General features: G+C 70.5%; 15 protein-coding genes, 1 other RNA gene and 2 pseudogenes. 16 read left to right on the top strand and 2 right to left on the bottom strand.

Annotated elements, in window-relative coordinates:
- Window positions 1-138 precede the first annotated feature (138 nt).
- The 8 genes and pseudogenes from GA0074692_RS00995 (at window position 139) to mctP (ending at window position 8,129) form a co-directional block, all read left to right on the top strand.
- Entirely contained in the window at window positions 139-1,368 is a 1,230-nt protein-coding gene (locus GA0074692_RS00995; protein WP_091638620.1) for a helix-turn-helix domain-containing protein, read from the top strand.
- Window positions 1,365-1,940: a flavoprotein gene (locus tag GA0074692_RS01000; protein WP_091638621.1), complete on the top strand. Its 576-nt coding sequence runs from the start codon at window positions 1,365-1,367 to the stop codon at window positions 1,938-1,940. The genes GA0074692_RS00995 and GA0074692_RS01000 overlap by 4 nt, the downstream gene beginning before the upstream one ends.
- A gap of 127 nt (window positions 1,941-2,067) precedes the next feature.
- Entirely contained in the window at window positions 2,068-2,622 is a 555-nt protein-coding gene (locus GA0074692_RS36380) for a M23 family metallopeptidase (protein ID WP_091638622.1), read from the top strand.
- 210 nt (window positions 2,623-2,832) lie between these two features.
- Window positions 2,833-3,675 (top strand): annotated as a pseudogene (locus GA0074692_RS01010) (Nif3-like dinuclear metal center hexameric protein); the annotation flags it as partial.
- 170 nt (window positions 3,676-3,845) lie between these two features.
- Window positions 3,846-4,583 carry a zinc ribbon domain-containing protein gene (locus GA0074692_RS01015; protein WP_091638624.1) on the top strand — a complete coding sequence of 246 codons (738 nt, stop codon included), beginning with the start codon at window positions 3,846-3,848 and terminating at the stop codon, window positions 4,581-4,583.
- Complete coding sequence (locus tag GA0074692_RS01020; protein ID WP_091638625.1) at window positions 4,580-5,785, top strand: bifunctional RNase H/acid phosphatase; 1,206 nt, start codon at window positions 4,580-4,582, stop codon at window positions 5,783-5,785. Before GA0074692_RS01015 ends, GA0074692_RS01020 begins: the two co-directional genes overlap by 4 nt.
- A 267-nt stretch (window positions 5,786-6,052) precedes the next feature.
- Entirely contained in the window at window positions 6,053-6,295 is a 243-nt protein-coding gene (locus GA0074692_RS01025) for a DUF3311 domain-containing protein (RefSeq protein WP_091638626.1), read from the top strand.
- A gap of 178 nt (window positions 6,296-6,473) precedes the next feature.
- Window positions 6,474-8,129 carry a monocarboxylate uptake permease MctP gene (mctP, locus tag GA0074692_RS01035; RefSeq protein ID WP_091638628.1) on the top strand — a complete coding sequence of 552 codons (1,656 nt, stop codon included), beginning with the start codon at window positions 6,474-6,476 and terminating at the stop codon, window positions 8,127-8,129.
- 87 nt (window positions 8,130-8,216) lie between these two features.
- On the opposite strand, the gene GA0074692_RS01040 is transcribed toward mctP, so the two are convergent.
- Entirely contained in the window at window positions 8,217-8,978 is a 762-nt protein-coding gene (locus GA0074692_RS01040; protein WP_091638629.1) for a sulfite exporter TauE/SafE family protein, read from the bottom strand.
- 202 nt (window positions 8,979-9,180) lie between these two features.
- On the opposite strand from GA0074692_RS01040, the gene rnpB reads away from it, so the two are divergent.
- The 6 genes and pseudogenes from rnpB (at window position 9,181) to GA0074692_RS01070 (ending at window position 14,440) form a co-directional block, all read left to right on the top strand.
- An RNA gene (rnpB, locus tag GA0074692_RS01045) (RNase P RNA component class A) lies at window positions 9,181-9,600 on the top strand.
- 347 nt (window positions 9,601-9,947) lie between these two features.
- A complete protein-coding gene (locus tag GA0074692_RS01050) occupies window positions 9,948-10,346 on the top strand; it encodes a hypothetical protein (RefSeq protein ID WP_141725106.1) in 399 nt (132 codons plus the stop codon).
- Window positions 10,347-11,038: 692 nt separating this feature from the next.
- Window positions 11,039-11,191, top strand: a pseudogene (locus GA0074692_RS37110) (site-specific integrase); the annotation flags it as partial.
- 32 nt (window positions 11,192-11,223) lie between these two features.
- Window positions 11,224-11,853 (top strand): hypothetical protein, encoded by a 630-nt coding sequence (locus GA0074692_RS01060; protein WP_218106512.1) that lies wholly within the window; start codon window positions 11,224-11,226, stop codon window positions 11,851-11,853.
- 582 nt (window positions 11,854-12,435) lie between these two features.
- Window positions 12,436-13,362, top strand: a complete 927-nt coding sequence (locus GA0074692_RS01065; protein WP_091638632.1) for an aminoglycoside phosphotransferase family protein — start codon at window positions 12,436-12,438, stop codon at window positions 13,360-13,362.
- A 334-nt stretch (window positions 13,363-13,696) separates the two neighbouring features.
- A complete protein-coding gene (locus GA0074692_RS01070) occupies window positions 13,697-14,440 on the top strand; it encodes a nucleotidyltransferase domain-containing protein (protein WP_091638633.1) in 744 nt (247 codons plus the stop codon).
- A gap of 35 nt (window positions 14,441-14,475) precedes the next feature.
- On the opposite strand, the gene GA0074692_RS35195 is transcribed toward GA0074692_RS01070, so the two are convergent.
- Entirely contained in the window at window positions 14,476-14,685 is a 210-nt protein-coding gene (locus GA0074692_RS35195; RefSeq protein WP_218106513.1) for a hypothetical protein, read from the bottom strand.
- Between the two features lie 483 nt (window positions 14,686-15,168).
- Between GA0074692_RS35195 and GA0074692_RS01080 the strand changes: the two genes are divergently transcribed.
- On the top strand, window positions 15,169-15,480 hold the full coding sequence (locus tag GA0074692_RS01080) for a hypothetical protein (protein ID WP_091638634.1): 312 nt from the start codon (window positions 15,169-15,171) through the stop codon (window positions 15,478-15,480).
- Window positions 15,477-16,115 carry a class I SAM-dependent methyltransferase gene (locus tag GA0074692_RS01085; protein WP_091638635.1) on the top strand — a complete coding sequence of 213 codons (639 nt, stop codon included), beginning with the start codon at window positions 15,477-15,479 and terminating at the stop codon, window positions 16,113-16,115. Before GA0074692_RS01080 ends, GA0074692_RS01085 begins: the two co-directional genes overlap by 4 nt.
- Window positions 16,116-16,206 lie beyond the last annotated feature (91 nt).

Raw genomic sequence — 16,206 nt, forward strand, 5'->3', positions numbered from 1 at the left:
ATATGCAACTTGCACGAAAACATATGAGGTCTGATCGGGCGACTGCCGCACAGGCTGTGCGACCAGGACAAACCGACCGGCCACATTGTCGTCCGCCATGGACTCCCGGGAAGATGCCGGGCAGGGAAGGAGTACGAGATGGACGAGTTACCGATCGGGCGGCGGGTGGCCTACTGGCGGGGGCGTCGCAAGATGTCCCAACAGGTGTTCGCCGACCGGTTGGGCAAGTCCAAGAGCTGGGTCGACAAGATCGAACGGGGGGTCCGCCGGCTCGACAAGTTCTCCGTCCTCTACGAGATCGCCGACATCCTCGAACTCGACGTGCAACTGCTGGTCGGCAAGGACCCGGAGCGGCGTAGCGACGCGCTGAACTGCATCGACCAGGTCGAGGTCGACCAGATCCGGGCGGCCCTGGAGCGGTACGACGCGCTGAGCGCGTACTTCGACGCGGTGCCGTGCCCGCCGCTGATCGGCGACATGCGCAAGGCGGTGAATCACGCCTGGCTCACCTTCCAGTACGGCCGGTACGGCATGCTGACCCGGGCGCTGCCGAAGCTGCTGCGTGACGCCCAGGCGGCCGACGCCGCGTACGGCGACGACGACCAGGGGCGGGAGGCCGCCCACCTGCTCGGGCAGGTCTACCAGATCAGCTCGTCGGTGCTGCGCAAGCTGGGTGAGTGCGAGTTGGCCTGGCTCGCCGCCGACCGGGCGATGGCCGTCTCCCAGCGGGCCGGCGACCACCTGCTCGCCGGCATCGCCACCACCCGGGTCGCCAACGCCCTGCTCGCTATGGGCCGGTCCCGCCCCGCGCTGGAGCTGAACGTCCGGATCGCCAACCGGCTGGCCCCTGGCGGCAGCAACGACGAGAGCCCGGAACGCCTCTCGGTCTACGGGTTGCTGCTGCTCCAGGGCGCCATGGCCGCCGCCCGTACCGGCGACTCGGCCACCGTGGACGATCTGCTCGACGGCGCGCAGGAGGCCGCCAACCGGCTCGGCGGGGACCACAACCACTACTGGACCTGCTTCGGCCCGACCAACCTGAAGCTGCACCGGGCCGCCGCCGCGGTCGAGATGGGCGACGGGGGGCGGGCCGTGGAGACCCACCTCAGCATCGAGATGCCGGCGTTCAACGCGCTGCTGCCGGAACGGCGGGCGCACCACATGCTCGACCTCGCCCGGGGCTATGCCCAGATCGGCGACGTGACCAGCGCGGGGGAGATGCTGCTGAAGGGGGCCCGGCTCGCGCCGTCCGAGATCCGCTGCCGTCCGATCGCCCACGAGGTGATGTCGGACATCCTGCGTCGTACCCGGGGTACGCCGGCTTCGCCGATCGCGGAGCTGGCGGAGCAGATGGGAGTCGGAATTTGACCGCGGTCGTCCCCCCGGCGAGCGACCGCCGGCAGGTGCTGTACGTGCTCGTCTGCGGCTCGCCGCTGGCCGCGCGGGTCGGCCGCCTGGTCGAGCTGGCGCAACGGGAGGGCTGGGAGGTCTGCGTGGTCACCACTCCCGACGGGGCGAAGTTCGTCGACGCGGCGGCCCTGGCCCGGCAGACCGGTCACCCCGTCCGCACCAGCTACAAACACCCGGGCGACCCGGACGTGCTGCCGGCGGCGGACGCGATGGTGGTCTGCCCGGCCACCGTCAACACGGTCAACAAGTGGGCGGCCGGGATCACCGACACGCTCGCGCTCGGCCTGCTGGTGGAGGCGCAGGGACTCGGCGTGCCGATCGTGGCGGTGCCCTTCACCAACAACGCGATGGCGGTCCACCCGGCCTTCCGGGCCGCCCTCGACCGGCTCCGGGAGTGGGGGGTCACAGTGCTCTTCGGGGATGACGTGTACCCGCTGCACGCGCCGGGGGCCGGCGAGCGCCACCTGCACGCCTTCCCCTGGGAACTGGTCCTGCCGGCCCTGTCCACCTCGCCCTGCCCCACCCCGTAGATCTTGACGAGCGTCACTCTGCGTACCGCCCTCCTGCCTCACCTGACATTGATCATTCTCGGGTTGCTTGCTTAGATCGTCAGCGACAGTGCTGAATGTCTGTTGGCTGAACAGGAGTGGGTCCAGAGTGAACAACGTCTCGAAGGCGCTACGCAGAGTGTTCGCCGTGGTGGGTGCGGTGGTGACCGCCGCCGCGCTCACCCTCACCGGCGCGACGCCCGCCTCGGCCGCGAACTACTACTACGAGCTGCCGTACCCGGCGGGCGAGTCGTACCTGGTGACCCAGGGGCCGGGTGGCTCGTTCTCGCACACCGACGCCTACAACCGGTACGCCTGGGACTTCGGTCTCCCGGCGAACTACGAGGTCTCCGCCTCACAGGCCGGCACCATCATCTACTCGAACTGGTCGCCGTACTGGCAGAACGGCATCGAGGTGATCATCCGACACTCGAACGGCACGTGCACCCACTACGCGCACCTGAACCGGGCCCTCTACAACGCCGGCACCTGGGTTCCGCAGGGCCGGATCGTCGGCTGGTCGGGCAGCACCGGGGCGTCCACCGCGCCGCACCTGCACTTCCAGGTGATCAACTGCAACACCCGGGTGGGCATCTCGGCCGCCCTTCAGGGCTGGGTCCCGTGGGCCGGCACCCGGCCGGTGAGCGTCAACTACTACGCCTGATCCGTCGTGCCCCGGGCCGGCTGGCCCGGGTGCTTGCGTGGCCCGGATGTTGCGTGGCCCGGGTGTTTGCAGGGGTCCCCTGTTACCGCTTTTTGCGTAGCAGGGGACCCCTGCTCATCCGATACCGGTGCGCTCCGTCGCGGCCCGCTCGCGACGTGTCCCGAGCCGGGTCGCGCCTCCAGCGGTCCGACGCCGGTAAGCTGGCCCGCCGTGAGCACAACCGGATCCCCGCCGCCGACCGTCGCCGACGTGGTGGCCCTGCTGGAGCGGCGCTACCCGCCGGCCTGGGCCGAACAGTGGGACCGGGTGGGGCTGGTCCTCGGGGAGCCCGGCACCGCCGTACGCCGGGTCGCCTGCGTGGTCGACGTGGTCCCGGAGACCGTCGCCGAGGCGCTCGCCGTCGGGGCGGACCTGATCGTCGCGCACCACCCGCTGCTGCTGCGCGGGGTCTCCTCGGTCGCGCCGACGACGTACAAGGGCCGCATCGTGCACCAGCTCATCCGCGCCGACGTGGCGCTCTACGTGGCGCACACCAACGCCGACGTGGCGAACCCGGGGGTCTCCGACGCGCTCGCCGCCCGGCTCGGCTTGACCCGGCTCCGCCCGCTGCACCCGCCCGCCCCGGGCAGCCCCGCGCACGGCGAGGGGCGGGGCATCGGCCGGATCGGGGAACTGCCCCACCCGATGACGCTCGCCGAGCTGACCCGGCATGCCGCCGACGTGCTGCCACCGACCGCGTGGGGAGTACGCGCCGCCGGGGAGCCGACCCGGGTGATCCGTACCGTCGCGGTCAGCGGCGGCGCGGGCGACGGCTTCCTCGCCGACGCGACCGCCGCCGGGGTGGACGCGTTCCTCACCGCCGACCTGCGGCACCACCCGGCCGGCGAGCACCTCGCCGAGGGCGGCCCGGCCCTGCTGGACGCCGCGCACTGGGCCACCGAACGTCCCTGGCTGGACGACCTGGCCGCGCACCTGCGGGCGACGCTCGGCGTCGAGACGTACGTGTCCGACCTGGACACCGACCCGTGGACGGTGCACGCGGCGAGCCCGGCCCCACCCACCGTGCACGCGGCGAGCCCGGCCCCACCCACCGGGCCGGCGTCGCCGGCCGACCCGCAACAGACCCGCACCCCCGTCCCCGGCGCCACCGCGACCACCCGGGGCCGTACCGCATCCGCCCAGGACGACCCACACCCCGCCGTGGACGACAAGGAGCCCCGACCGTGAAGGCTGAACCGGCAGTCCAACGCCGCCTGCTCGACCTCCAGACGATCGACACCGCCCTCGCCCAGCTCGCCCACCGTCGGCGCACCCTGCCCGAGCGCGCCGAGCTGGAGGCCCTGGCCCGCGAGCTGTCCACCCTCGAGGACCAGCGGGTCCGCGCGCAGGTGGCGGTGGACGACCTCGACCGGGACATCGCCCGGCTGGAGAAGGACGTCGACCAGGTCCGTACCCGCAAGCGCCGCAACGAGGACCGGCTCGCCGCCGGCACCGGCCCGGCCCGCGAGCTGGAGGCGCTGCAGCACGAGCTGACCTCGCTCAACCGTCGGCAGAGCGACCTGGAGGACGCCGAGCTGGAGCTGATGGAGCAGCGGGAGACCGCGCAGGCCGTCCTCGACGGGGTCGAACAGCGGCTGACCGAGGCGCGCGAGAAGCGCGCGGAGACCGAGCGGCGACGCGACGAGACCCTTGCCGAGATCGCCAAGGAGGAGGAATTCAAGCGCACCGCCCGGCAGCCGCTCGCCGCCGACCTCCCGGCCGACCTGGTCTCCCTCTACGACAAGATCCGCGAGTCGACCGGGCTGGGCGCGGCCCTGCTGCGCGGCGGACGCTGCGGCGGCTGCCGGCTCGACCTGTCCGGCGCCGACCGGGCCCGGATCGCCAAGTCCGCCCCGGACGAGGTGGTGCGCTGCGAGGAGTGCCGACGGATCATGGTTCGCACGAACGAATCCGGCCTGTGACCCTGACGAGGGTGGTCGTCGAGGCCGACGGGGGGTCCCGGGGCAACCCGGGCCCGGCCGGCTGCGGCGCGGTGGTCCGCGACCCGTCCAGCGGCGAGGTGCTCGCCGAGCGTTCCGAGGCGCTCGGCACCGCCACCAACAACGTCGCCGAGTACCGGGGCCTGATCGCCGGGCTGACCGCCGCCGCCGAGCTGGGCGCGACCCGGGTCGAGGCGCGGATGGACTCCAAGCTGGTCGTCGAGCAGATGTCCGGCCGCTGGCAGATCAAGAACCCGGGGTTGCGTCCGCTGGCCGCCGAGGCCGCCAAGCTGGTCGGCCGCTTCGCGGCGGTGACCTTCACCTGGATCCCCCGGGACCGCAACCGGCACGCCGACGCGCTGGCCAACGCCGCCATGGACGCCGCAGCCGGCCGGTCACCGGCTGCGGCCGCCCCCCGGATCGCCGAGCCGCCGCGCGAGGTGGCCGCCCCGGACTCACCGGCCCGCGCCGCCGCCCGGGAGGCCGCCGCCCGCGCCGCCACGAAGGCCACCACCGGCACCGACCCGGCGACCGCGCCGGCCTCCTGGGAGCCCCGGGGCACCACCGAGGCGACCCGACTGGTGCTGGTCCGGCACGGCCAGACCGAGTGGACCGCGCAGCGCCGCTACTCCGGCCGGGGCGACGTGCCGCTGTCCGAGCAGGGGCGGGAGCAGGCCCGAGCCGTCGCCGCCCGGGTGGCCGCGCTCGCCCCGGCCGTCGCGGCCGTGGTCAGCTCACCCCTGTCCCGCTGTACGGCCACCGCCCGGCCGATCGCCTCCGCGCTCGGCGGGGTCCCGTTGCGGACCGAGGACGACCTGGTCGAGTGCGACTTCGGGGCCTGGGAGGGCCGCACCTTCGCCGAGGTACGCGAGGACTGGCCCGGTGAACTGGACGCCTGGCTCGCCTCCCCGGCGGTGGCCCCGCCCGACGGGGAGTCGTTCACCGACGTGACCGTCCGGGTACGCCGGGCGCTGCGCGGGCTGCTCGACGCGTACCCGGGGGAGACCGTGGTGGTGGTCTCGCACGTCTCCCCGATCAAGATCCTGCTGCGGGACGCGCTGGCCGCCGGGGACGCCTTCCTGCACCGGCTCTACCTCGACCCGGCCGGGGTGTCGGTACTCGACGTCTGGGCCGACGGCGGGGTGGCCGTCCGCTCCGTCAACGACACCGCCCACCTCGACTGAGCTGACTGCCGGGGTGGGGTGAGGTGGTAGCAGGGGTCCCCTGTTACCACTTTTTGCCGAGCAGGGGACCCCTGCAACCACCCGACGCGCTGGGCGGTGCGCGCTGACCTAGGTGGGGGTCCGATCTGCGGATTGTGCGGTGAAGTGCCGCTCGGCGCAGCCCATGCGCCGCTGAGCGCAGTGACCCGCTGTGACGGGTGACGGCGGTCACAACATCGCTAACCTCCGGGCCGTCCCCGTGCCCCACGACCTTCCGGAGGTGGCCTGATGGCCGCGACCGAACCGGAGCCGCCCACCACGACACGTTCCCGGGCGAAGGATCACAGCCCGTGGAACTGGCTGCTCTTCGTCCCGATCGTGGTGCCGCTGATCCCGGCGCTCTACAACAGTGACGCGCCCCGGATCCTCGGCTTCCCGCGCTTCTACTGGCTTCAACTGGCGTACATCCTGCTCGGCGTCGCCACCACGACCCTGGTCTACCGGATGACCAAGAAGCGGGGTGGACGGTGAGCGCGAGGAGTGAATCGGGCCTGCGAGCCCCGCAGTCGCAGACGAAGGTGATTGCGGTGAGCGCGAGGAGTGAGCCGGGCCTGCGAGCCCCGCAGTCGCAGACGAAGGTGATTGCGGTGAGCGCGAGGAGTGAGCCGGGCCTGCGAGCCCCGCAGTCGCGAACGAAGGTGATGCAGTGATGTGGCGCGACCATCTCACCGAGATCGTCATCTTCACGGTGCTGTTCCTGCTGGTCAGCGCGATGGGCTTCGTCGCCGCCCGATGGCGTGCCCCGAAGGACATGGCCCACCTGGACGAATGGGGGCTCGGCGGCCGCAGCTTCGGCGGCTGGATCACCTGGTTCCTGGTCGGCGGTGACCTCTACACCGCGTACACCTTCGTCGCGGTGCCGGCGCTGGTCTTCGGAGCCGGCGCGGCCGGGTTCTTCGCGGTGCCGTACACCATCGTCGTCTACCCGATCGTCTTCCTGGTGCTGGTCCGGCTCTGGTCGGTGTCGCACCGGCACGGCTTCGTCACCCCGGCCGACTTCGTCCGGCGGCGGTTCGACTCACCGGTGCTCGCCCTGCTCGTCGCGATCACCGGGATCGTCGCCACCATGCCGTACATCGCGCTGCAACTCGTCGGCATCGAGGCGGTGCTCAAGACGATGGGCGTGACCGGCGAGAGCGCCTTCGCCCGGCACCTGCCGATCATCGTGGCGTTCGCCATCCTGGCCGCCTACACCTACCAGTCCGGGCTGCGCGCACCGGCGCTGATCGCGTTCGTCAAGGACAGCCTCATCTACATCGTCATCCTGGTGACGGTGCTCTACCTGCCGTACAAGCTGGGCGGCTGGGGCGAGATCTTCGACGCCGCCGACGCCAAGTTCACCGCCTCGGAGAACCCGAACGACGGCATCGTGCTCAACGCCAACAACCAGCTCCAGTACGTCACCCTGGCGCTCGGCTCGGCGCTGGCCCTGTTCCTCTACCCGCACAGCCTCACCGGCGTGCTGGCCAGCCGGAACCGCGACGTGATCAAGCGGAACATGTCCGCGCTGCCCGCGTACACCCTGCTGCTCGGGCTGATCGCGCTGCTCGGCTACATGGCCATCGCGGCCCAGGTGAAGCCCCTGCCCGGCGCGGAGGAGGGCACGGTCGACAGCAACACCGTCGTCCCGGTCCTGTTCGACCAGCAGTTCCCCGACTGGTTCGCCGGCGTGGCGTACGCGGCCATCGGCATCGGCGCCCTGGTACCGGCGGCGATCATGTCGATCGCGGCGGCGAACCTGTTCACCCGCAACATCTACAAGGAGTACCTGAAGCGGGACGCCAGCCCTGCCCAGGAGGCGAACGTCTCCAAGATTACGTCACTGCTGGTGAAGGTCGGCGCGGTCGCCTGCATCGTCTTCCTCGACCCGCAGTTCTCCATCGACCTGCAACTCATCGGCGGCGTGATCATCCTCCAGACGTTGCCGGCCGTGGCGCTCGGCCTCTACACCCGCTGGTTCCACCGGGGCGCGCTGATCGCCGGCTGGGCCGCCGGCATGGGCCTGGGCATGTGGATGCTCTACCAGATCCCCAACGCGGCCACCGGCCGCAAGCACTTCGGCGGCTCGGCCTTCCCGCTGGCCGAGTTCGGCTTCGACACGAAGAAGACGATCTACGTCGGCATCGTGGCAGTGCTGGTCAACCTGGCCGTCGCGGCGATCGTCACCCTGGGTCTGCGGGCCGCCCGGGTGCCCGAGGGCGCCGACGGCACCACGCCCGACGACTACTTCGCCGACGAGGGCGACCCCCGGGTCACCCCCGGCCCCGAGGCGGACGCCGACCCCGCCCGCGAACCCGTGGCCTGAGGCACACCGGCGGGGGCCCTCACCCGAGCGGCCCCCGCCGGCCCCGGTGCTGGTCGGCGGGGGTGCGAACCGCCGTCGCGGGGGCGGTCAACGCAGTGCGCGGTACAGCAGGAAAAGGCCGATCACCGTACCGAAGACCACGATCAGGGACTTCAGCACCACCGGGGGAAGCCGGCGGACCAGCCGCGCGCCCGCGTACCCGCCGACCAGCGTCGCCGGAGCGACCACCGCCACGGCCGCCCAGTTCAGCGGCCCGAACGCCGCGAAGATCACCACCGTGGTCAGCCCGACCACAGCCGAGATCAGGTTCTTCAACGCCGACACCCGGGCCAGGGCCTCGTCCAGCACCAGGGCCAGGCCGGCGACCAGCATCACCCCGAGCGCCGCACCGAAGTAACCCCCGTACACCGCGCCGACCAGGACCATCGCCTGGAGCGTGCCCAACCGGCGGCGCGCGCCCAGGTCGCGCGGATGGCCGACCAGCCGGCGCAGCGGATCCTGGAACGCCAGTACCGCCGTCGCGCCGAGCACCAGAAACGGTACGACCAGCTCGAACGCGCGGGCCGGGGTGTTCAACAGCAGCCAGGTGCCGGCGACCGCGCCGAGCACGGCCGTCGGCAGCAGGGACAGCACCGTACGCCGGGACGGCAGGTCCCGCCAGCTCCCCGCCACGCTTGCCAGGTAGCCGGGGCAGACAGCCACCGAGTTGCTCACGTTCGCCGGCACCGGCGGCAGGCCCACCGCGAGCAACGCCGGAAACGTGATCAGTGAACCGCCACCGGCCACCGCGTTGACCGTACCCGCGGCGAGACCGGCGACCAGCAGCAGCGCGGCATCCGAGACATCCATGGCGACCCGAGGCTACCCAGGCACCCGCCGGAACGCACCAGGGCCAGGCTTCCGCTCCCGGCAAACGGGAAGAGCCGTCTCGGAACCCCCGCTTCGCTGTCGTCCGTGCGGCTCGCTGTCCGCCGTTTCATGCTTGGCTGGGACGTGAGCGGGCCGGCAATAACCGCCGCCGTCGCGTCGTTAGGATGAGGAACGCGACGGACGAGTCGACCGGGCGGTCGCGTCGGCGGGCCAGGTGCCCGCCGCCGAGGAACGTCCGGACTCCACAGGGCAGGGTGGTTGTTAACGGCAACCCGGGGTGACCCGCGGGACAGTGCCACAGAAAACAGACCGCCGCGCCCAGGTGGCGCGGTAAGGGTGAAACGGTGGGGTAAGAGCCCACCAGCATCCCGGGTGACCGGGATGGCTCGGTAAACCCCACCCGGAGCAAGGCCAAGAGGGCCGCCAACCGCGAGGACGGTGGCCTGCGCAGACGTTCGAGGGCGGCCCGCCCGATGTCTGCGGGTAGGCCGCAGGAGCCTGCCGGCGACGGTAGGCCGAGATGGATGGCCGCCGCCGATGCGGACCCCGGTGACGGGGTACGCGTCGCGCACAGAATCCGGCGTACAGGTCGACTCGTCCGTCGCCCACCAGCTCAGAGACCTGATCGGGGCTCTGAGCTGGTTCTATGTCCGGGCGTCGATGGTCGTTCTTGGTCAACTTCGGTCGGCATTTGACGCCCTGGGAACGCCCTGACGCCCTGGAGACGCCCTGATCTTGAACGTGGAGCGTCAGTTTGGAAGAGCGTGCTCAACCGGTCGTGATGCCCGAAACGCCTGCGGCTGGCGGTGGAAGCTTGTGCCCCTGGTGCCCGCTCGTGACCGCTGCGTTTCCCGAGTACTGGCCCGTGGATGGCCCGGATCAGCCCGGGCTTTAGAGGTCACGACCGCCCTGCGTCGGCGATTGCTGCTGGCTCGTATCCTGCGGGCCATGCCCGAAGATCCGCTCAGCTCGCGCCCACCACTCAGGCGAGCGCCCCGTACGTTCATCACCGCGCTGCTGGTGTTCGGCGTGGTGGTGCCATCCATCATCATCCGTGAGCTGATCGAAGGCGCGATGGGCAGTGGCCCGCTCGCAGATCTCGGCGGGATCGCAGTTCCGATGGCGGCCACTGCCTGGCTTGCGCCGCGTGCTTCCTACCGTCGCCGCGACGCGCTGTGGTGGCTCGCCGGCGGGTTCGGCCTCTACATCTTCGTGGTGATCGCTTGGCGGGTAGCCTTCCTGCCCTACCGTGATTGGCCGCCTCGACCCGATGAGGTATCTCGGGTCCGCTGGCTGCGCGACAGTCAACGGCTCGGGTTGTGGTACCTGCCTGGGGCAGCAAAGTAGGTGGTGGTGGCCGAGCGGTTGAAGGCGGATCTCTGAGGAGGGCCGGGGTTCGGGGCGGAGCCCCGAGGTCTTCGAGTCCTGGTCGTCCTCAAGCGTGGCCGGCCGGCCCGGCCGATGCCGGCCGAAGGTCGCCAGCAGGCCGGGACCGGGCCGGCGCGGTCCGCTTGCGGGCCGCCTTGATCCCATAGAGGCCAATTCGGCAATCAGCTCGGCAACTGCTCTTTCCCGTCACGGGAGATGCTTGACACGCACGTCCCGCCTGATGCCCGACATGATCCTCAAGGCGCGTCGCGGAGGTCCCTCACGGTCCGCGATAGGGACGCGCGCATCGCGCGTGTGTGACGGATGGGGCAGCAATTGTCTCTGGCTGGTAGACATACCGCCATGGCCGAGATTCTGCCAACGCCGACTTCGCCCTGCCCTACATGTGGTGGCACGCGTGTGGCTACGGGCGTGCGTACCGACATAGACCAGCAGAGCATCCGGTTGTGCCGGCCATCACGGCGGGGATGGGGCACTCGAGACGTGACGTCAGTCCGCGCTTTGGCCTGTGTCAGTTGTGGCCTCGTAACTTTCCACGTGGCAGACCTTCCCGCCTCCAGGCCGAGGCGGCTAAGCATCCTGAGCTGTTCAGGTGGGAGGATTAGCCGGGCCAGCCCGCTGTGCTTGTTGATCCACGCCCGCATCCGCTCATTAAGGCCCTCGCCTCGTACCTCGGCCATGCCGACCCCGGCTTCACGCTCCGGGTCTACACGCACCTGATGCCGGCCAGCGAGGAACGCACCCGCAACGCCCTCGACAGCCTGTTTGGGCCTGCCACCGGGGGCCTGGGATCACGCCCGTGACAGCGCTGTACCTGAGGGCCAGACTCGGCCGGGTGGACTTCGTTGAGTTGGGTGCGGTCATTGCCCCATCTGGTGTCTTGGTCCTCGCGACGGTCGGGCACCTCGACTACATCTGGCCGAGCATTGGCGAGCGGCTGTCCGATCGTGCGGCGGCGGTCGCTGCCACAGGTGGGGGCCATATCCAGGAATGGCTTTTCGAGGCGGTCGCCGTACCTGTCGACGCCGACCGTCCACTTCCCGTGCTGGCGGCCGTCCAGCCTTCTCCGTTCTTCGGCGAGGCCGCCATCACGATGCTTGAGGTTCGTCTGGGCGGAGAGGGCGCCGGCCGGTTGCTCGGTGACCTTCCGGCCGACCGGTGCGGCATGGTCCTGGGCGACGCCGTTGCGCTCGACTCGTGGGTCGGCCTATCCGTGGAGCCGCATACCGACTACGACAACTTCCGTCGGTCCGCCAGGAACCATCCGCTGCACGTCGGCCCGGTCGAGGTTGCCGGCTGCCCAGTCCTCGGCATCGGCTGGGGCGAGGGTGACCATTCGATGCGGCACCGGGGAGAGCGGGCGGCGGGTTACGTCTACCCGGCGACGGTTACCAGTGACGACTCGTCCGGAACCGTTCTGCGGTGGGACGTTGACCCCGCCAAGGTTCGACCTCCGACGGCCTGAGGGCGGCCTGATTCTCTCTGACGCCCTGGCGATGCCCTGAGCAGGTACCTGGCGAACGAAACGCCTGCTCAGGGCAGGATTCACCTTCATAATCCGGCGTGCAGGTCGACTCGTCCGTCGCCCACCAGCTCAGAGCCCCGATCAAGGCTCTGAGCTGGTTGTATGATCGGACGTCGATGGCCGTTGTTGGTCGACTCTGACCGACATTTGACGGCCTGGCGCCGGCCTGGTCTTGGACCAAATGCATCAGGATTCATCTATGGGATGTGGTGTGGCCTTGCCTCAGCGACGCGCCGCACGATGCTCCGGCTGCCATCCCCGGACCGCAAGATGCCGACGGTCCCCAGCCATCCCGGAGTCTGAGGCCCCAGCCGGAGCCGCTTTGACCTGGGCGTACGACTCGCTGCGCTTGCCGGCCAGCCTTGCCCTCGGCGGACCGCTGGCCGACGTGGTGAGCGGCGCGGCAGGGCAGGCCCTGCCTCCGCTGGCCGGCGCGGTTGAGTTGGGCAGCTTCCTTCTAGGGCGTCGTCCACGTCCCCAGCGGCAGCAGCAGGATCAGGGGGCCGCACATAGGCTGCGACCATGAAGCAGCTGGAGCCTACTGGCGCCATGCTCGCCTGGGCGGCTCGGCAGGTGGCCGAGAGCGCGACAGCGGTCGTGATCAATGGGCTACGCGAGGGCGGCAACCCGTGGTTGCTGTGGATCCAGCACGACGGGCGCACGAGCGAAGCGGTCCTCAAGGTAGCTGACCCGAATAATGTGGCCGGCTTCGCCAGCGAAGTCGCGGCGCTGCGCGTGGCCGAGAAGCACCACATCCCGGCACCGGTGATCCTCGGGCTCGACACCAGGACCAGCGAGACCAGCACCAGTACCAGCACCCGGATCGTGCTCGAGACCGTCGTGCCCGGACACAGCACGATTCCGGTCGAGCCGACACCGGCACGGCTCCGCGCTCTAGGTGCTGCAGCCGCCGCGCTCTACGCCGTCGCCGTCGCGCCTTCGCCGGACCTGCCGATACGAACTCGCCCGATCCCGGCCAGCGACTTCATCCGGCAGCGCCGGCTCGGCACCGACCACACGACGTCCTTGCTGCAAACCGCCGACGCACGCCTCAGCCGACTTCCGGTGCCGACCGGCAGGTTGGTGTTCGTGCACGGTGACCTCTGGCAGGGCAACATGTTGTGGGATGGTGACACGCTCGCTGGCATCGTCGACTGGGACATGGCCGGTGTCGGCCACCACGGCATCGACCTGTCCTCGCTGCGCCTGGACGCGGCCCTCATGTTCGGCTGCGAAGCAGCGGAAGCGGTGTTGGCTGGGTGGGAACGTACGACGGGGAAACTGGCGCCGGACCTTGCCTTCTGGGACGCGACTGCCGCGCTCAACATGCCAGGGGACCTGGCCGTGTTCGTCCCCGCCATCCACGACCAGGGCAGACGGGACCTCACCGCCAGCACTTTGAACGAGCGCCGCGACACTTTTCTCGGCCGCGCGCTCGATCGGCTCTAATCCGCCAGGCGCGCCGGGCGAGACCGGCCGCCAGGCCGGGCTGGTTCGATGCCCTAGGTTGAGCCGATGCTGGATGCAGTCCTCGACGCGTTGCTGGAGTGCTTGGCCTTCATAGAACTCAGCGAAGACGACACGGTCGACTCCCATGCGGCTGTTGGAGGAGCCGGCGAAGGCGACGCGTAATCCCACCCACGTGTCGATCGGCCGGAGCTACGCTCTGTACGTTTTCCGCTGTCCGGCCTCCTTTGACCATCCGCCCGCCACCGCCATGCAGTGACGGTCCCTGAGCGTTGGCCCTTGAGCGACGCACTACTTTCGGTATGTGGGTGCTTCCATGGCCGGGCAGGTGTCACCGAACGCAGACGAAGTCGTCAGTGCCGTCCGGAGGGTCTGGCCCGATGTCGAGGCCGTCGTGATGGTGGGCAGCTTTGCCCGGGGCGAGGCGCACCCACTCTCCGATCTCGACGTCATCGGCCTCGGCAACGATCTGCCCGAGTACGAGCTGACGGTGTGGAACTCCCGCCTGATGGCGTTGCAGGGTAGGTCGGTGGCCCAGGCACAGAAGGACCTCCTCGACCCTGCGGTTTGCGTCCAGGCGGTGCCCTCCTGGCGTGGCGCACGGATTCTGTACGACCCGGATGGCGTCGTCGCCGCTGTGCAGGCCCAGGCGCAGGCATGGGACTGGCCGCTGGTGCAGGGGAAGCTCGAGCAGTGGACGGCCAAGACCGTCACCGACTTCGCCGAGGAGGCACTGAAGCTACTGGCGGCGATCCGGGACCGGAGAGATGTCGCGGCGGTTGTCCAGGCGCAGTTGATCGCGGTTCAGTTGACGCCGATCATGGCCGCCGCTCATCACGAGCTATTCGCCAGCGAGAACGACCTGTGGCACGGCACCGCTGGCGACCCCAGGTGGTACGAGGCTCTCGCGCGGGTCCTACGGTCTGATCGACGATCTGCAGCGCTGGGCGCTGTCGGTCTCTACCTGTACGCGGTGGACGCGACGTACGCGTGGATGACGCAGACCCAGCGCGCCGTGGTGGAACTCGTCCGGACGAGCGCGGAAGAGCTGGACAGTTGACCAGGGCCGCCGGCTTTCGTGTCGCTCCATGGGCTTCACCTCAGGTGTGCGCGTTCGTCGACGACTCGGTGCGGTTCGGTGAGGAAGAGGTCGACGGGGGCGGGGCCGTGGGCGATGTTGAGTGTGTCCAGGCGGTAGAACCAGTCGCCGCCGCAGAAGCTGCTGAAGCGGTAGTTGACCTGCCAGCGTAGCCACCGGCCCGGGGCGAGTCGTACGGCAGGCGGACGGCGGTGGCGGCGGGGCATCCCCAGGTGGAGGGGATCAGTTCGACGCGGAGGAGCCCGTCGGCGAGATCGAGGCGGACAGCGTCCCTGGCCGGCAACTCGGTGCGCACACTGGCGTGTGGCCGGAAGTCGTCGTTCTCGTCCATCGTGACCTCGTGGGTGAGGAGCGCGCCCCGCTCGGGTAGGCGAAAGGCCACCGGCAGGGCGTTGCGGCGGGTGGCCGGCCGACCTCCGCGTGACTGCTTGGTCCAGACGGCGCGGACCCACTGGGCGACGACATCCACGGTGCGGATGCTGCCGGCTTCCTGAGCCGCCGGCAATCCGGATTGCGAGCCGGATGCCCGACGTGGAACCGTGGTGGCATGTCGAAGCCACGAAAGGCGCATGCCGCGTAGACGGCCCGCGCAACTTCGTACCGAATATGTCCGTCAGCGGCCGCTGAACGTGGCCGCACTGGGAGTTCCGCCAACGAGTCCCCGCATCCCGGGGCTGTCCCGACGGGGTATGCGGGCGATCGAGCAGCTCGAACGTTCCCGGCTGTGGGACCAGGCGGTGTCTGACGCCTTGCGGGACTGGTCGTGGCTCGTCCACCATCCCGAAAGCGCGATGTGGGACCCTGCCGAACGCTGCGGGGTTCAGGAGTGCTGTCCGGATCCAGACGAGGCGCGGTTCATCCTGGGGTTGGCTGTTTCCGTCCTGCTGACCGGGGACGCCCGCATCCTGCGCATGCAGGTCACTGCCCTCGACAAGGTGAGGCGACGGACCGTGCGGCACCCCTTCGAGATCGGCAACCGGACGGGGAGAGCTCCAGCATGAGCGGCGACGACGAACGCGACCAGGTGCGACGAGGGTACGACGCGCTCTCCTACCACTACCGCAGCGACGACGCGGACGACGGACAGTACGCGCCCTGGCTCGCCGACCTGCGACGGCGCCTGCCGACCCCGGCGGCGGTCCTCGATCTCGGCTGCGGTTGCGGAGTGCCGGTGGCGCGCTCCCTCGCCGAGGCCGGGCACCACGTCACCGGCGTCGACATCAGCGACGTGCAGGTGGAGCGGGCTCGCCGCCTGGTGCCCACCGGCACCTTCCTCCGCGCCGACGCCACCCGGCTCGACCTTCCGGCGGCGTCGTTCGACGCCGTGGTCTGCCTCTATGCCCTCATCCACATGCCGCTGGCCGACCAGCCGGGTCTCATCGACCGGATCGCCACCTGGCTGCGCCCTGGCGGCTGGCTGCTGACCACTGTCGGCAAGGACGCCTGGACCGGTGCGGAGGACAACTGGCTCGGCGGCCCCGCCGCCATGTGGTGGAGCCATGCCGACGCCGCCACCTACCGGTCCTGGTTGGATCGGGCGGGGCTGATGGTCACCACCGAGGAGTTCGTCCCGGAAGGCACCGGTGGGCACACCCTCTTCTGGGCTCGGCGACCGCCAGCGGTGGCGACGGCGTGACCCGACGGCGTCGGCCGGGACCAAGACCCGCCGGGACCAGCGTCGGCCGGGACCGGGGGGCCGGCGGGGTCCGCGCGGGTGGGGATACTGA

Origin of the sequence: Micromonospora pallida, from assembly GCF_900090325.1 — a bacterium.
GTDB classification, from domain to species: Bacteria; Actinomycetota; Actinomycetes; order Mycobacteriales; family Micromonosporaceae; genus Micromonospora; species Micromonospora pallida.

Bases quoted from the DNA above. Each gene is read 5' to 3' on its own strand.
- GA0074692_RS00995 (WP_091638620.1), top strand. From the start codon at position 139: ATGGACGAGTTACCGATCGGGCGGCGGGTGGCCTACTGGCGGGGGCGT.
- GA0074692_RS01025 (WP_091638626.1), top strand. From the start codon at position 6,053: ATGGCCGCGACCGAACCGGAGCCGCCCACCACGACACGTTCCCGGGCG.
- mctP (WP_091638628.1), top strand. From the start codon at position 6,474: ATGTGGCGCGACCATCTCACCGAGATCGTCATCTTCACGGTGCTGTTC.
- GA0074692_RS01040 (WP_091638629.1), bottom strand. From the start codon at position 8,978: ATGGATGTCTCGGATGCCGCGCTGCTGCTGGTCGCCGGTCTCGCCGCG.
- GA0074692_RS01050 (WP_141725106.1), top strand. From the start codon at position 9,948: ATGCCCGAAGATCCGCTCAGCTCGCGCCCACCACTCAGGCGAGCGCCC.
- GA0074692_RS01065 (WP_091638632.1), top strand. From the start codon at position 12,436: ATGAAGCAGCTGGAGCCTACTGGCGCCATGCTCGCCTGGGCGGCTCGG.
- GA0074692_RS01070 (WP_091638633.1), top strand. From the start codon at position 13,697: ATGGCCGGGCAGGTGTCACCGAACGCAGACGAAGTCGTCAGTGCCGTC.
- GA0074692_RS35195 (WP_218106513.1), bottom strand. From the start codon at position 14,685: ATGCCCCGCCGCCACCGCCGTCCGCCTGCCGTACGACTCGCCCCGGGC.
- GA0074692_RS01080 (WP_091638634.1), top strand. From the start codon at position 15,169: ATGCGGGCGATCGAGCAGCTCGAACGTTCCCGGCTGTGGGACCAGGCG.
- GA0074692_RS01085 (WP_091638635.1), top strand. From the start codon at position 15,477: ATGAGCGGCGACGACGAACGCGACCAGGTGCGACGAGGGTACGACGCG.